Annotated in this window: 14 protein-coding genes and 2 pseudogenes; 3 read left to right on the top strand and 13 right to left on the bottom strand. The window is 40.7% G+C overall.

Annotated elements, in window-relative coordinates; all coding sequences use genetic code 11:
• Positions 1-7 precede the first annotated feature (7 nt).
• From AEX56_RS06670 to hisS, 12 genes and pseudogenes are all read right to left on the bottom strand, one after another.
• Complete coding sequence (locus tag AEX56_RS06670; protein ID WP_049618432.1) at positions 8-1,345, bottom strand: PFL family protein; 1,338 nt, start codon at positions 1,343-1,345, stop codon at positions 8-10.
• A gap of 10 nt (positions 1,346-1,355) precedes the next feature.
• Positions 1,356-1,622, bottom strand: coding sequence for an ACT domain-containing protein (locus AEX56_RS06665; protein ID WP_049618431.1), 267 nt, complete (start codon positions 1,620-1,622; stop codon positions 1,356-1,358).
• A gap of 423 nt (positions 1,623-2,045) precedes the next feature.
• Positions 2,046-3,073: pseudogene (locus tag AEX56_RS06660) on the bottom strand (isopentenyl-diphosphate delta-isomerase).
• An 8-nt stretch (positions 3,074-3,081) separates the two neighbouring features.
• The gene (locus AEX56_RS09115; RefSeq protein ID WP_236683020.1) at positions 3,082-3,264 is read right to left on the bottom strand and encodes a hypothetical protein; all 183 of its coding nucleotides are present in this window, start codon (positions 3,262-3,264) and stop codon (positions 3,082-3,084) included.
• Complete coding sequence (locus tag AEX56_RS06655; protein ID WP_236683019.1) at positions 3,258-4,031, bottom strand: phosphomevalonate kinase; 774 nt, start codon at positions 4,029-4,031, stop codon at positions 3,258-3,260. The genes AEX56_RS09115 and AEX56_RS06655 overlap by 7 nt, the downstream gene beginning before the upstream one ends.
• Positions 4,028-5,068: a diphosphomevalonate decarboxylase gene (gene mvaD / locus AEX56_RS06650; protein WP_049618430.1), complete on the bottom strand. Its 1,041-nt coding sequence runs from the start codon at positions 5,066-5,068 to the stop codon at positions 4,028-4,030. Before mvaD ends, AEX56_RS06655 begins: the two co-directional genes overlap by 4 nt.
• A gap of 1 nt (position 5,069) precedes the next feature.
• Positions 5,070-5,993 carry a mevalonate kinase gene (gene mvk / locus AEX56_RS06645; protein ID WP_049618429.1) on the bottom strand — a complete coding sequence of 308 codons (924 nt, stop codon included), beginning with the start codon at positions 5,991-5,993 and terminating at the stop codon, positions 5,070-5,072.
• A 147-nt stretch (positions 5,994-6,140) separates the two neighbouring features.
• Entirely contained in the window at positions 6,141-7,421 is a 1,281-nt protein-coding gene (locus AEX56_RS06640) for an MATE family efflux transporter (RefSeq protein ID WP_049618556.1), read from the bottom strand.
• A 63-nt stretch (positions 7,422-7,484) separates the two neighbouring features.
• Positions 7,485-8,972 (bottom strand): threonine synthase, encoded by a 1,488-nt coding sequence (gene thrC / locus AEX56_RS06635; protein WP_049618428.1) that lies wholly within the window; start codon positions 8,970-8,972, stop codon positions 7,485-7,487.
• A 132-nt stretch (positions 8,973-9,104) separates the two neighbouring features.
• A complete protein-coding gene (locus tag AEX56_RS06630) occupies positions 9,105-9,812 on the bottom strand; it encodes a hypothetical protein (RefSeq protein ID WP_049618427.1) in 708 nt (235 codons plus the stop codon).
• Between the two features lie 491 nt (positions 9,813-10,303).
• Entirely contained in the window at positions 10,304-12,952 is a 2,649-nt protein-coding gene (gene adhE / locus AEX56_RS06625; RefSeq protein ID WP_049618426.1) for a bifunctional acetaldehyde-CoA/alcohol dehydrogenase, read from the bottom strand.
• A 251-nt stretch (positions 12,953-13,203) separates the two neighbouring features.
• Positions 13,204-14,438, bottom strand: a pseudogene (gene hisS, locus AEX56_RS06620) (histidine--tRNA ligase).
• Between the two features lie 305 nt (positions 14,439-14,743).
• Here hisS and rpmF point away from each other — a divergent pair.
• The 3 genes from rpmF to AEX56_RS06605 all read left to right on the top strand — a co-directional run bounded on the left by rpmF (position 14,744) and on the right by AEX56_RS06605 (position 16,550).
• On the top strand, positions 14,744-14,926 hold the full coding sequence (gene rpmF / locus AEX56_RS06615) for a 50S ribosomal protein L32 (RefSeq protein ID WP_049618425.1): 183 nt from the start codon (positions 14,744-14,746) through the stop codon (positions 14,924-14,926).
• Positions 14,927-14,941: 15 nt separating this feature from the next.
• Complete coding sequence (rpmG, locus tag AEX56_RS06610; RefSeq protein ID WP_049618424.1) at positions 14,942-15,091, top strand: 50S ribosomal protein L33; 150 nt, start codon at positions 14,942-14,944, stop codon at positions 15,089-15,091.
• Positions 15,092-15,323: 232 nt separating this feature from the next.
• A complete protein-coding gene (locus AEX56_RS06605) occupies positions 15,324-16,550 on the top strand; it encodes a hypothetical protein (protein WP_201776494.1) in 1,227 nt (408 codons plus the stop codon).
• A 42-nt stretch (positions 16,551-16,592) separates the two neighbouring features.
• Here AEX56_RS06605 and AEX56_RS06600 read toward each other — a convergent pair whose 3' ends face one another.
• Positions 16,593-16,868: a hypothetical protein gene (locus AEX56_RS06600; protein ID WP_236683018.1), complete on the bottom strand. Its 276-nt coding sequence runs from the start codon at positions 16,866-16,868 to the stop codon at positions 16,593-16,595.
• Between the last annotated feature and the right edge of the window lies 1 nt (position 16,869).

Genomic DNA, 16,869 nt, shown 5'->3' with positions numbered 1-16,869 from the left:
TCTTGGACTAGTTTTTGAAGGAATGGATGGGTGCTGGGATTTGTCCACCACGCGCAATAAAATCTGCCGATGAATGGTGATTGACTTTCATAACAGGAGCCGTTCCTAAGAGCCCACCAAACTCAATCATATCCCCCTCTTTACCTTTTGGAATAATCCGTACTGCAGTGGTTTTTTGATTGATGACGCCGATAGCAGCTTCGTCCGCAATCATGGCCGCGATGGTTTCGTAAGGCGTATCTCCCGGAATAGCAATCATATCCAAGCCAACTGAACAAATCGCTGTCATAGCTTCTAATTTTTCCAAATTTAGCGAGCCAGTTTGCACCGCAGCAATCATCCCTTCATCCTCGGAAACAGGAATGAAGGCACCCGATAAACCACCAACTTGGTTACAAGCCATCACTCCACCTTTTTTGACTGCATCATTGAGAAGTGCCAGCGCAGCCGTTGTTCCGTGGGTTCCGACCATATCCAAGCCCATTTCTTCGAGAACACGCGCAACTGAGTCTCCCACTGCAGGAGTCGGTGCAAGCGATAAATCTACAATTCCGAATTTGACACCAAGGCGCTCAGATGCCATTTGACCCACTAACTGTCCAATCCGCGTGATTTTAAAAGCTGTTTTCTTGACCGTTTCTGCGACCATATCAAAACTCTCACCACGAACTTTTTCAAGAGCACGCTTGACCACACCAGGTCCAGATACACCGACATTAATGACCACATCAGCTTCTCCAATACCGTGAAAGGCACCCGCCATAAAGGGATTATCCTCCACTGCGTTAGCAAAAACAACCAACTTAGCCGCTCCCATATCAGAAGCATCCGCTGTCTCTTTAATAATTCGTCCCATATCACGGACAGCTGTCATGTTAATGCCAGATTTAGTGGAGCCAATATTGACCGATGCACAGACCTTACTAGTTTCTGCCAAAGCTTGTGGGATGGAGTTAATGAGAATTTCATCTCCCTTTTGATAGCCTTTTTGGACCAATGCAGAAAATCCGCCAATAAAATCCACTCCAATTTCATGCGCAGCTCTATCAAGCGTATGTGCCAATGGTAGATAGTCATCACTATCCGTCGCTGCACCAATCAGTGCAATCGGTGTAACAGATACTCGCTTATTGACAATAGGAATACCCAACTCAGTCGCAATGTCATTTCCGACCGCCACTAGGTTTGCTGCTTTGGTCGTAATTTTATCATAGATTTTTTGCGCAGCTTTCTCAATATCTGAATCAATACAATCAAGAAGAGAAATCCCCATCGTAATCGTCCGAATGTCAAAGTGCTGCTCCTCAATCATCTCAATTGTTTCACGAACTTGTCTAATATCCATCATTCACCTCTTATAAATTATACATAGCATCAAAAATGGCTGCGCTTTGAATATTAATTTTAACATTCAGAGTCTGACCAAACTGTTCCAATTCTGTGCGAAGAGCTGTGAAATCATAAGTTTCCTCAGTGGATACTACCGCCATCATGGTAAAATACTGATCCAAAACAGTCTGCGATATATCATCAATGTTGAGTCCTAAGGTAGCCAATTTCCCTGCTACTCCAGCAACAATTCCCTTACTGTCTTTCCCAACTACTGTCACAATTGCTTTCATCGTCAAACTCCTTTTTATTTTTTCTTATTTTATCATAAATATGCGTAAAAATGTATAAAAAAATGGAAACTGGATAAAAGTCTTACTTCGTTTCACTTTTTGAGCGATAGCAGTTCGACACAGTGATTGATTGGAAGTTCTAATTCTTGCACTGCAAGAGACAGCAGCCTCCCTCATCCACTTTACGCAGATGGGAGTAAAAAATCTGAGGATAGACCTTTTTAGGTTGAACACTTTAAAATAAGAAAGTGGAGACAAAATCGGAATCGTCATTTTACGTGATTTACCGCTCTTGACTTGCTCTCTTTTATTCAAGGATGAGAATACCGATTTACCAGTGGATTAAAGAATACTCCATCACCGCGTCTGCAAAATAAACGGTTCAAAAAAAGAATCTGGAACCATTTCTGTTCCAGATCCTTGTCAGTTTCTTTTCAAACGTGAACGGTTAGCATAAGATTGCCAATCAATTCCTCGTGCCTGACACCAGTTTTGGACATCGGACCCTAAAAGCATATCTTTTTGGCGCAACTCGGCAATCGTTTTCGCGCCTGCCAAGGTCATCAACTCACGTGTGAAATCTTTGAAAGAAATCATTTGATTGAGTGTGCTTTCTAGTTGATGAGTTTCACGGAAATATCTCAAGAAACGATTGGACATGCCGACCAGATCTGCACCGAGCGCCAAAGCCTTGACAATATCTAACGGATTTTTGACACCACCGGAGGCAATGATTTGCGGACGAATATCTTCAGGAAGAGACATGGCTTCGACAATCGATGTCACCGTTGATTGTCCCCATTGTCCTTCTAAAAAGTCATAAAAGTCCATAACACGACGCGTGTTTTCAATTTTAATAAAATCCGTACCACCCGTACCCGAAACATCCACCGTTTTAACACCGACCGAAGCTAATTGTTGGACCGTCTCACGACTCATCCCAAAGCCAACTTCTTTAACGATGACTGGAACTTCAATTTCCCTAACGATTTTTTCAATATTGGTCAACCACATGGAGAAATCGCGATCTCCTTCAGGCATGACGATTTCTTGCGGCGCATTGAGATGAATTTGAAGAGCGTTGGCTTCTAACAAATCCACTGCACGCTTAGCGTTTTCAACATCATGGTGAGCACCCAAATTAGCAAAGATAATCCCATCAGGATTTTCAAAGCGCAAGACTGAAAAAGTCTTTGCTACACTTGGGTCCTTGATGCCCGCACTGACAGAACCCGATGCTACGGGAATATTTGCTAAATAGCTAATCACGGTACATCCATCTTGATGCCGGCAACGGTCGTAGACATATCCACATCATCTACCTTCATTTCCGGTAGCGATTGATGAACAAAACGTGTTTCCGCAAAATCCTTAGCCGGTTCCATCGTAAATTGCCGATTTGCTAGACCCACATGCTGATCCTTGCGATTCATAGCTGTGTAATGATACATAATTCTCCTTAAGCCCTCGGGGCGATTGAAATAGTCAGTGGTTGAATCCCTTTTTGGCTCCATTCTTGGGCAATAGCGGAGCGCATAAGGGGCTGAGCCACAAAACAGATACCACAGTCTCCACCACCAGCGCCTGATGTTTTAGCTGGCGCACCGTGCCGACTAGCCACCTCACAAAGGGTCTTTAACAAGGGTGTCTCGATGACCAAGCCCATGGCCTGTGAAAATTCTTGTAAAAGCTGGCGATTTTCAAGAAGTGCTGAACCAATTGGTCCGTTGAAGCTGACGCCCCTGTCCATCCCACCATCAACTGAATAGACATTGGCAATTGAACTGCTCTAATCTCCAGATTTTTCCACTCTGAGTCCACAAGTTCCTTGATGGATTGCCTAGCCATAGCTTGGGACAACCAAGTACGATTGACAGAAGAATAGGCAATGACACCCCCAAAGCTAGATGCTGCTATATCCCCAAAAGATCCAGTCATTTCTAGCTTCATCTGAGCTAGGACTGCTAGTTTATAAATGACTAGCGGATGCTTAGAAAGACCATAATAGGCCAAGAGGGATTTTATAACTGCTACCGTTACCGCACCCGATGAACCGAGTCCGTACTTGGTTCCAGTTTCAGCGTGATCCAATTCAGAATCTACCGAAAGGTGGTAATGTCCTTGCGCCGAGCAGCCTTGCTCAACTGCATAAGTTTCCGCTGTCCTCATGGCACTTTCTATTGAAGCATAAGGATGCTTCATCGAGAAAGAAAGCTGTCCACTTTCCCTTTTCCACGCTAGCACCAGACTGGGATTTTGACTTGAATAAAGTCTGCCACTTTCAGATTTTTCAGCCGTCACTGTGATATATTGATCCATGGCAGCAATAAGAGCAGGATACCCCGCTTCTACAACTGCATATTCCCCAGCTAGATAGAGTTTCCCCGGCGCTTTTTCTTGAACTCTCATACCATGATTTCCTTCTGATTGTCTGCAAATGCGGCAAGAGACGAACGCCATTCCTTTTCTGTCAAAGTACGTGCACCATCACCTGGAAGAGAGGGGATGATTCGCTCAGCCGGCAGATAGGTTGCTAGGGCACTTTGGAGATCATCCATATCTTCTTGACGGCAGAGCACTTTGACATTTGGGCCCGCATCCATGGTCATATAGGCAGGAATTCCCAAATCCTCACGCACGTTTCGGACAGCTTCCTGTGCTTTCAAAGTATCTGTTGTCCAATAGGCAAAAGGCGGATTGGCCGAAAGAGTCGTCGCGTGCATTTTCATGCCGTTGTGCTCTGTAATGCGTCCAACTGCCTCGAAATCATGCGCCTTGATGGCTTCTTTAATCGCACGTAAATCCTCTTTAGCTGTCGCCACCCAAGCCTCATAGAATGACGAGGTTGCCACCGTATGATCCATACCAACACGACTAGCAATTTTTTTCTGATTAGTATCAACTGCCAAAATTAGCATCCCGATTCCCCAATCTGCATCGTCAATAGGACGAGCCATTGAATCTTCCGAACTAGTCCCCATGTCCCATTCGACAAAACCACCGAACAAGCTACGAGTGCTTGATCCTGAACCGCGACGAGCAAATGTAGATAATTGTTGTGATGACATCTGCAAGTCCAATGCCTGATTGATGGCCATGGCAAATGCTGCAAAGGCTGAAGCTGAACTAGCGAGTCCTGCTGCCGTTGGTACAAAATTCAAACTCTCCACGCAAGCAAATTTGTCCTCACCTATATATTCGCGAAATAAATCTAAAAAACGAGAAATTTTTTCAATTTCTTTTTGAGATTGTAATTTCCCATTGAGATAAAAGCTATCTGACTCAAATTTGTCATCAAAAATGACCTTTGTATCTGTATAAAAAGCATCCAAGGTCAAAGACAAACTCGAATTCATGGGCAAAAATAATTCTTTATCTCGTTTGCCCCAATATTTTATTAAAGCAATATTGGTATGTGCACGCGCGATACCTATTTTTTGCGTCATCTTATTCTCCTAAAAATTGTATCCAGGTTTGCTTGGCACTTGCTTCCATGAGTATATCTGCCAAGTCTCTAGCCTGTAACTGATCTTTTACCAAGGCAATCATGCATCCACCACGACCACCACCTGTTAATTTAGCACCGAGAGCACCATTTTCTTGAGCAATGGAAATAAATCCGTCCAGTAGAGGATCAGAGACACCCAAGTGTTGCAAATAAGTATGAGCTTGACTCATAATAGCTCCCAAATCTTCAGGCCGATTTTCCAGTAAACATCTCTTAGCCTCTTGGGTCAAGGCTCCCAATGCCTCAATCCACTCTTGCGCTACGGCATTTTCCGCCAACAACAGAGCTACATCCTCAATAGCTTCTAACGTATGACCCGTTTTACCTGTATCTGCCACTACCAAGTATGCATCTAAATGAACATTTATTGGTTCAATGGGTTGGTTTTTCACAAAAAAAACTGGTGAAGTTCCACTCGTTGTCGCCGCATCCACACCCGAAGGATTACCGTGGGCAATTTTTTCAGAAGACTGTACGATATCCCACAATTCCTCATTGGTCAACTCCTTGTCATAAAACGCAAAGAGAGAGCGTGCTACTGCAACCGCCACTGCTGCACTAGAACCCATTCCGCGTTCTGCAGGAATGGTCGACGTAATTTCGATATGAATAGCGGGATCAGTAGGCGCCCCGATGCGGTAAAGAGAAAAGCGAATAGCATGTTTTAAACTTTCCCATACTTTGGGCATCTCGTGAACTAAACCACTATAAAAATCACAGGAGACTGTAAGCGCCTGCCCAGCTTCTGTAACCGTTGATACGATTTCAATTGCAGAAAAAGGCATGGCAATAGCCGGCTGCCCATAGACAACCGCATGCTCCCCCATTAAAATAATTTTCCCAGTTGATTTCCCTTGAATCACAAAATTTCCCTCTTTAGTATGTTATCTTACCTATTATACCATTTTCTCTAAAAAGCAGAAAATTTCAGGAGACAAAGTCAAAGAGACCAAGTAAAACTTGGTCTCTTTGGGAGATATATGAAAAAGAATAACTTGAGTATACAAATGTTAACTTAAAGAAACCTTAAATTGTTTTAAAAACATGAAATATAAAAAGAACCAACGAAAAATGTTATCTAAAATCGTGGCAATCCATACGCCTGCTACTCCAAAATCAAGCATCTGCGTCAAAACATAGCCGACACCAATGCGAATACACCACATCCCAATGGTCGTTGCGTAAAATGGCAAGCGTGCGTTGCCTGCACCCTGCCAAGCCGCTGTGTAAATCAGTGTTCCAGCAGTTGCAGGAGTTCCCACAAAAGAGGCTAAAAGCACTATCAAACTAGCTGCTACCGCATCGGAATGATCCGTATAGAGATAAGTTAAAGATTGCCCAAACGAAAATAGGATTCCTGAAATCAGCAACATGAAAGTAAGAGAAAGTAGAAAACTTCGTTTGATAATCGATTTTACAGCAAGCAAATCCCCTGCTCCACGAGCATTGGCAACCAAGATAACAGTCGCCGTCGCGAATCCAAGTCCTGGCATATAATTGAATTGTGTCAGTGTCTCCCCAATGGAATTCCCCGCCACCGCAGCTGTTCCCAAAGAAACAATCAAGGCCACGATGACGACATCACCAGCCCGCATCATAAGGCGTTCACCAGCAGCAGAAAATGCTATGTGGAACAAATCAAGCTCCCATTTTTTTGTCAACCTTGGTAGCTTAAACGGCAAAAGTTTCCATAAGATCAAGGCTCCCACAGCTCTTGCAATGACTGTCCCAAGCGCCACACCTGCTACACCCCACTGGAGAATGAAAACAAAAAGCGCAGACAAAGCTAGATTAAGAGCGTTGGATAAAAGACCGACATACATGGGCACCTGCGTCCGTCCGCTAGCTCGTAAAATGCTACCCAAGGTCGTCATTAGCCCCAGAAATAGTGATGCTCCGCCAACCCAAGCTAGATAGAGACCTCCAATGCGAGCGACTACCGTTTCCGTCCCTAAAAGGGCTAGCATAGAATTTCCTCCAAAAAGGGAGAGCATTCCCAAAAACAAACTGAGAATTGTCGTCAATAGCAGAGCTTGACTGGATTGCTTAGCAACTTCCGCTTGATTTCCTTGCCCAAGATACTTGGCAATGACGGACGACACAGCTGCACCAAGCGCAATAAAAAGCGCCTGATAGATGCTGAGAATATTTCCAGCCACCGACACTCCTGATAGAGTGGAAATTCCTAAAAATGCAATTAAATAAGAATCCACCATACTCATCAGCATCTGTAAAAAATTCTCTGCCATCGCTGGTAAAGCCAGTCCTAAAATTTTCTTCGTTTCTGTCATATTATCGTTATACATCATTTCTGTACATTAGAAAAGAAGCAATTCGCTTCTTTTCTTTATTCTTTAGTTCAATCCCAGATAGTCTTCCACCTCGGTCTGCATTTGGTCAATAGAAACAACCGTATCATGCACGACTAATGCATTGTCTAATCCCTTAACAGCTGATGGGATCGCCACTTTTGAGAGGGCAAACAATTCCAAGACTGCTGTGAAATCATCTGTCGATTTTCTGCCGTTGATGGCTTCAACTACCACTTGAGGAAATTTATAAGGACTAGCTGTCGAGGCAATAATAGTCGGAGTTTTGTCTCCTGTACGCTCTACATAATCTCGGTAGACAGCTGATGCCACTGCCGTGTGAGGGTCTTCTACGTAACCAGTCTCATCGTAGACACGCTTAATTTCCTGCGCTGTCTCACTTTCTGTTGCATAGCCTGCTTCAAACAAATCCAAAATTTCTTGACTAGCATCTGTCAATCGATAGTTTTCTTTTTCCGAAAGTGACGTCATCAATTCCTTAGTCTTGGCCGCATCATTACCCACCAAATGGAAAATAAGACGTTCCAAGTTTGATGAAACTAAAATATCCATAGAAGGACTAGTTATCACCTTAAATTCACGTTTTTTATCATAGATTCCAGTCGCAAAGAAATCCGTCAAAACCTTATTTTCATTGGAAGCACAAATCAATTTATGGACAGGAAGCCCAATACGACTAGCGTAATAAGCCGCTAATATATTCCCAAAATCCCCCGTAGGAACCGTGATATTAATGGCATCACCTACCACAATAGCGCTTGTTTTCACCATTTGTGCATAAGCATAGACATAGTAGACAACCTGCGGTATCAAGCGACCGATATTCATAGAATTGGCTGAAGAAAACTGCGCTTGATGATCCCAGAGTTTTTGACGCAACTCCGCATCATTAAACATGCGTTTAACGTCCGTTTGAGCATCGTCAAAATTTCCTTTGATCGCAACCACATGTGTATTGGCACCTTCTTGCGTCGTCATTTGCAATTCTTGAATCTTGCTAACAGCACCATCTGGATAAAAGACAATAATTTCTGTCCCAGGGACATTTGCAAATCCTGCCATAGCAGCTTTTCCAGTGTCTCCAGAAGTAGCCGTCAAAATGACAATTTTACGGTCTACGCCTTGCTTTTTAGCTGCAGTGGTCAATAAATAAGGCAAGATAGACAAAGCCATATCTTTAAAAGCAATAGTCGATCCGTGGAATAGTTCTAAATTGTACTGATTACCCAGTTTAACAATCGGTGCAATGATATCTGTATCAAATTTGTCATCATAAGCAGATGCAATACAAACATCTAGCTCCTCTTCTGTAAAATCATCCAAGAAGACAGACAAAACAAGCTTGGCTACTTCCTGATAGCTGGCGTGTTTCAACTGGGAAAAATCTAGATTAACCTGCGGAAAGTCAACAGGGGTAAAGAGTCCACCGTCCACTGCCAAACCTTGCAAAATAGCCTGACTAGCTGTAACGCGATTGGTCGCGTCACGCGTTGATTGGTAGAGTAATGTCATGGGAAAACCTCTTCTCCATAGTCTTTTTACCATTATATCATAAAGTTAATACTAAATCGTCAGAAAATTTGCACTTATTTTCAAAACTATAAAAAATGAGTTTGGATTGCCGTCTCTCCAAACTCATTTCTTTTATTTGACTAATTCAAAAACCATATCTTTGCCGTCTACAGCCGCGCCATTCAAGACAAGTTTATCGCCACCTTCATAGATATAAGATTGCTTATCTCCGTCTTTCAGGCTATAGCCCGCTAGGCTATTCATGTCCGTCAACTCAATTACTCGGCTATTACGGTTAACCTTTCCTTTGAACAATTCAGTTGTAATCATTCCAGCTTCTTTATCATAAGTCCTGTCCATCCCAGAAGCCATCATTTCAAACGTTTGATCAATCAGCTCATTTAGTTTTTCTTCCGTTGGCATGGACTCATTGTAAAGTTTTTTTGAAGCATCATCCAATTCTTCATAGGTTAGTCCTGAAGAAGCTAATGATTCTTCCAATCCAGCCTTATATTCATCAGACATTGCTGTTAAAAATGCAGCGTGATCTACCATCATACTAATCTGCATCACAGCCTTATCGTTTTTTATCGATAAATCCACTGAAGCGTCCGTCAAAATTTCCGAAAAAGTATGATCTGAATAGGTAAATATTTCTTTAACATTTGCCTCACCCATAGCTTCTGATAACAATTCTTGTGCAGCAGTCGGGCTAGTCCACTTTCCATCAATGCTTTGACCTTTAAACAATGAACATGCTGCCAGACTCAACACAGCAAGAAGTGCAAAAAACGAGGCAAAAATTATTTTAAGACTTAGGTTCGATGATTCTTTTTTCATATTTCCTCCTAGGAGATCTCCGCTCCATAAAATAGTAATTTATTATACTACTTTTTTGAGAGCAACTCAACTATGCGTTGCATATCATTCAAAAACAAAAACAGCAACCTCTCCCTTGGTTGCTGTTTTGACTTGACACGTTTCACAACATTTCAAGTGGGAAATAAATAATATCAGAGAACTAAGTTAAGTTATGGTAGAGGATGCGCAAAGCAACACTCCACTCTGTAATACTGCTGTTTCTTTTGCTATATTCCAAAGGGGAAGGGAATATCTCACAGCAAATCTATCTTTCCAAGTCACAGATTTCAAAGATAGGCTAGGCAAGAAGTCGCAGCTTGGACTGAAGGTCAGCAAGACGACTTAGCAAAGACCCGCACCAAAAATCTTTACTTTTTAAAATCGATTTTTTCTATATAGTTTAAAGCAAGGCTTCTCGATAGAACTTAGCTCCATCGAGAAGCCTTAACGAAGAACTGGGATGAAAACATTTATTTCAAGCGACCTGGACGCTCAGCGTAACCATAGTAAGCATCCGCTAAAATTTCTTCCATATCTTTTACAAGTGGCAAGCGCGGGTTAGCAGGTGAACATTGGTCTTCGTAAGCAAGCATAGCAATTTCACGGAGGCCATCTTTCCAAACTTTTTCATCAATTCCTTGATCTTTAAAGTTCATCTTGATGCCGACAGCTTCACCGAGTTCGTAAACTGCTTTGGCATATGATTGAACCGCTTCTTCTGGAGTTGATGCTGGCAAGCCAAGCATGCGAGCGATATCTTGGAATTTTTCGTCTGCTTTCCAGTAGTTGTACTTAGGCCATGTTGTTGTTTTAGATGGACGAGTACCGTTGTAACGAATAACGTATGGCAATAGAATAGCATTTGTACGACCATGGACAGTATGGTGAATACCACCAATCTTATGCGCCATTGAGTGGCTCGTTCCAAGGAAAGCATTGGCGAAAGCCATACCAGCCATTGTAGAAGCGTTATGCATTTTTTCGCGTGCTTCTGGATCAGCTTCCAAAACAGATGCTTTCAAATATTGGAAGACCAATTTAATAGCTTGAAGTGCAATACCGTCTGTGTAATCATTCGCAAAGTTTGAAGTGTAAGCTTCTGTTGCGTGAGTCAATACGTCCATACCAGTATCTGCAGCGATAAAGCCAGGAACTGATTCTACCAAAGCAGGGTCAACAATAGCAATAGTTGGGGTCAATGAGTAGTCAGCAAGTGGGTATTTACGGTTGTTTGCTTTATCAGAAACCACGGCAAATGGTGTTACTTCAGAACCTGTACCAGATGTTGTTGGGATACCAATGTATTTCGCTTTCTTACCAAGTGAAGGGAATTTGAAAGCACGTTTACGGATATCCATGAATTTTTGGACAAGGTCACGGAAGTCCACTTCTGGTTGCTCGTAGAAGAGCCACATAATTTTAGCCGCATCCATTGGAGAACCACCACCAAGAGCGATAACTGTGTCAGGCTCGAAGGCTTTCATGACTTCAGCACCACGACGAACCGTTGTGATATCTGGATCTGGCTCAACATCTGAGAAGACTTGAACAGTTACTTTATTTGGACGCAAGTTCAATTGGTCAATAACACGTTGAACAAAACCGAGTTTTTCGATTGATTTATCTGTCACGATCATAACGCGTTCTAAACCTTCAGCAGTTTGGAGGTATTGGATAGAGTTACGTTCGAAGTAGATTTTTGAAGGAACTTTAAACCATTGCATATTATTTCTACGTTTCCCTACTTTCTTGATGTTAAGAAGGTTGATAGCTGATACGTTATCACCAACTGAGTTGCGGCCATATGAACCACATCCAAGTGTCAATGATGGAATGAATGCGTTGTAAACGTCCCCGATACCACCAAATGTAGATGGAGAGTTCCAGATGATACGCATTGCTTTCATTTCCGTACCGAAACGTTTTGCAAGTTCTTCGTCTTTTGTATGGATAGCAGCTGAGTGACCAAGACCGTTGAATTCAACCATTTGACGTGCTTTTTTGAGTCCGTCTTCCACATCTTCTGCTTTCAAGACTGCGATAACTGGAGACAATTTTTCACGAGTCAATGGCTCATCGACACCAACTTCTGCACATTCAGCAGCCAAGATATTTGTTCCTTCTGGAACAGCAAATCCTGCTTGTTCTGCAATCCAAGTTGCTGGTTTACCAACGATGTCTGCATTTAATTTAGCACCAGCACAGTTTTTGCTGTTGGCTTTTGTGCCGAAGCAGAATTCTTCAAGAAGAGCTTTTTCTTTTTTATTAACGAAGTAAGTTTTGTAAGATTTGAATTCAGCAACAAATTCGTCATAGATTTCTTTATCGATGATAACTGCTTGTTCTGAGGCACAAACCATACCATTGTCAAATGATTTAGACATCACGATATCGTGAGCTGCTTGACGGATATCTGCTGATTTTTCGATGTAGGCAGGTACGTTACCAGCACCTACACCAAGAGCAGGTTTACCACAAGAATAAGCTGCGCGAACCATTGCATTACCACCAGTCGCAAGAATTGTTGCGATACCATCGTGGTTCATGAGAGCGCCTGTTGCTTCCATAGATGATTTTGAAATCCATTGGATACAGTTTTCAGGAGCACCAGCTGCGATAGCTGCGTCACGAACGATGCGTGCTGCGTGAGCAGATGATTCTTGAGCAGATGGATGGAAACCAAATACGATTGGATTACGTGTTTTCAAAGCAATCAATGATTTGAAGATAGCTGTTGAAGTTGGGTTTGTTGTAGGCGTAACACCACAGATAACACCAACTGGCTCAGCAATTTTTGTCAAACCAGTCATTGGATCATCTTCGATAACACCAACCGTTTTGACACCACGCATGTTATTCACAACGTGTTCACAAGCAAAAAGGTTTTTAGTCGCTTTATCTTCAAAAACACCACGACCAGTTTCGTTGATAGCATGCTCTGCCAAGATACCGTGAGCATCAAGTGCTGCTACAGAAGCTTTCGCTACGATGTAGTCTACTTGCTCTTGGTTTAATTTACGGAATTCATCAAGAGCCACAAGCCCTTTTTGCACCAACTCATCTACGTGAGCCTGTGCTTCTGCCATTTTGTCTTCAGGTGATACATTTTTATCAGCCATTGAAAAGTTCCTCCAATATTTTTTCTGTTAACTATTATTTACTAACTTTTTCACAACCTTATTATATCGTATTTCCAGAACTTTGCAAAGAGTTTGTTAATAACTTCACAATTTGTTTTTGTTCAATTTGTGAAAACAGTATCAAATTCTTTTCGTTATCAGTTTTTTAGATAATCAATTGTGAAATGTTTTCCAAACTTTTTTTGTTTCACAAGAAAAAATCTTCCCTTTTCGGAAAGATTTCATTTTTATTATAGATTTTCTGAAGAATCATCATTTAATTTCGCGAGAATTCCTGAAAATTCACTTTCGATTTGTTCAAAAGTTGCAACAACTTCTCGACGCGTCGCATTATTTTTAACGATGACTTGACTTGCTTCCACTTCGCTCCCACCTAGAGCAATCAGGGCTGTAGCGTTGAAAACATCTGCGGATTTAAATTGGGCTTTCAGCTTGCGGTTAAGGACATCACGCTCTGCTTTAAAGCCTTGCTTGCGGATGGATTGAACAAGCTCCAGCGCTTTCCTATTAGCCTCCGCGCCTAAAACTGCGATATAAACGTCCATGGCGTCTTCAATAGGAAGAGCGATTCCTTGCTTATCAAGCACCAAAAGAAGGCGTTCCAAGCCGAGTCCAAATCCGAAACCTGATGTTTCTGGACCGCCAAAATACTCAACCAAACCATCGTAGCGACCGCCTGCACCAAGCCACGAACCATATTGGTATCGATGATATAAGGAATGTTGAGAGTTTCCAGCATGCTACGTACTTGATCAAAATGAGCTTGGCTCTCTTCATCTAAGAAATCCAAAATAGAAGGCGCATTTTCTACCACAATTTTATCTTCTTTTTCTTTGGAATCTAGTACGCGCAAGGGATTTTCATCCAAACGACGCTGGCTGTCTTTTGACAAGCTCTCACGCATAGGCGTTAAATAATCAATCAAGGCCTGACGGTAAGCCGCACGGCTAGACGGATTTCCTAGGCTATTGAGATGAAGAACAAGATCCTTAATCCCAAGCGTTTCAAAAAGGTGATAAGCCATGGCAATCGTTTCCACATCCGTCGCTGGATTTGGCGAACCAAAAGCTTCCACACCAATCTGGTGGAATTCACGTAAGCGCCCTGCCTGCGGACGTTCATAACGGAACATAGAGCCGATATAGTACATCTTGACAGGCTTTTGTACTTCTGGTGCAAAAAGTTTGTTTTCTACGAATGAACGAACAACCGGAGCAGTTCCTTCCGGACGAAGCGTGATATGACGGTCTCCCTTGTCATAGAAATCATACATTTCCTTGGTCACGATATCGGTCGTATCGCCCACTGAACGAGAGATGACTTCGTAGTGCTCAAACATAGGCGTACGGATTTCGCCATAATTGTATTGTTTAAAAATATCTCGCGCTAGATTTTCTACATATTGCCATTTAGCAGCTTCCTGAGGCAAGATGTCTTGGGTTCCTTTAGGTTTTTGTAATCGCATATTCAAGATACAAAGAGCGTCCAAAAACGAGACGAAAATAGGAAACCAATGCTGTGTCCTTAGACACGAGGCGGTTTATCTTTTTCGCGACATTTTTAGCTCGTGTTCAGTTTGAACACACGCTCGATTCCTTTCTCTTACTGATTTAATCTTTATTATTTTACCATGTTTCTAGCCCTTTTTGGAGAATAGCAGAGCTTTTTTTCAAAAAAATCTGTCAAGTAACTTTACTTTACAAAAATCTTCTGTTATACTATTAGAGTTGATGAAAATTAAAACCTAACATTCGAAAGGAAGACATAAAAATGGCAGTACCTGCACGTCGCACATCAAAAGCGAAGAAAAACAAACGTCGCACTCACTACAAAGTAACAACTCCAACTGTTAAATTTGATGAAACTACTGGAGATTACTCACGTTCTCACCGTGTATCTTTGAGAGGATACTACAAAGGACGTAAAATCGAAAAAGCAGCTTCAGCTGAATAATAGAAGGGAGATACCATGCGCGTAAATATTACACTTGAACACAAAGAATCTGGTGAACGCTTGTACCTTACTTCAAAAAACAAACGTAACACTCCGGACCGTATCCAATTGAAAAAATACTCACCAAAATTGCGTAAACATGTTGTGTTTACAGAAGTTAAATAATTGATTAAAGCAAGAGCCTATGAAACCAACGTTTCAAAGGCTTTTTTCTTTTGATTTTAGCAAAATAACTGAATTTTAACTGATTAAAACTATGGCCTTTAAGATATGACATAATTACCCTAAGAAAATTTTTTATGGAGATAAATATGAAAAAAATAATGGTGTAGATTATTTAGAAACAATACCAGAAATTTCCAAGAAAATTGAAAAAATAAAGATAACTGCTTTTTATATGTTAAGTACCGACTTGTACAAAATCAAAAATAGTAAGTTAACAGAAATAATAACTCAAAAATTCGAAAACCATCCCGCTACAATAATAGTGTTGATAGGCACTAAAGATAGTCAATTTTCCACCAAAAAACATAAATCTTGGGATGTTCCTTCTGATATAGCTAATTTAAAAGAGGAAATCGATAAAAAAAACAACGACTATTTAGATTTATACTTCACAAAGCTAGAGACGAAAAAACAAAATTGGTTATCTAATGTAGAAAGCAATCAATTTATTAAATTTGTCTTCACCCCTCTTATAGAAGTTGGTATAGATGATGAAATATATCTTTATTTCGTTACACTTACCGTTTACCAAAATGGTTCAATAATAATTGAATTATTTGAGGATTTGAGAGAGTCCTTTTATAATATCGACTTTCTTTACCCTTATACTAAAATGGCAGCCAGTCTATTTCCTGACTTTACAAAGAAAAAGAAATCTTACTCTTTAAACTCTGCCCAGCAATTAGACGATATTTTAAATTACATAATAAAAGAATTATCTTCAATAAATGGAGGGATTCAATTAAGCGAACGTTTTTTTATGTTGCACTTCATTACTAATATGAGTGCTATGAATACATTGGAGTTCTTTAAAAAAGACAAATTATACACATGGATGATTAACGCCCCATATAGTTTACAATCTCTATCTTCTAAAGAAAAATCAAGACACTATCTAACAAACTATTTTAATTTAGAGCCTATTAATTATATCAATAAAGGAGCAAATTACATCATTTGGAATAGCGATAATTCTAGTGATTTTGAATCTAATTTTCTACAACAAGCTAGCTTCTTTTTATCTTCTGCTACTCCCTTTTTCCAATTAATTTGTCTCGAAGAAACTATAATGGACGGTCTTGAAAAATTCCACCTCTCAAATGAAAAACATCTCATTCGCTTTAACGAATGGGTTCACAATTATAAAAAATCGTCTCTTTTTATGTATCGACTTCCTATTAGGAGTGTTTTTGACCTTTTCAGTCATCTTAAAGAAAATTCAGATTTCGCTCATGATGAATACATAGAAAAGTTGAAACAAGAGGAACTTAGCTTAATCAAAGAAAAACATCAATTTAACGATTCACAAAATACTAAGATTATGGAAATCATGCTTTTCATAATTGGTTCAGTATCCATTATTCAAGTAATAGACATCCTACTGCATTCTTATTACTAATAAGTATCCTGACTGCAATCATTTATCAACTAAAAGATAATATTAACCAAATTGTTCTTCAGTATTTAAGATTGGGAATGAAGATTCTATATCCTGTTTTATTTGTTCCAAATTATTAACAAATTCAATAACTTTTTGAATAATTTGACTAATAATTTCTTTTTCTACCGGATTTTTGATGTTATCAATCTCATCTTCCTTAGGAATCTGGATTGCATCTATATCTTCTAACTGGTAAATTTCATTGAACAATTTCAGCAAATTGCTTTTAGATAGGGCTTCTGGCTTTATCCTATCGTTATCTATCAAAAATAACACC

Origin of the sequence: Streptococcus sp. X13SY08, assembly GCF_001182825.2 — a bacterium.
In the GTDB taxonomy this organism is placed as follows: domain Bacteria; phylum Bacillota; class Bacilli; order Lactobacillales; family Streptococcaceae; genus Streptococcus.
Note: the sequence above shows the minus strand (reverse complement) of the source record. Positions and strands in the feature narration are given on the sequence as shown.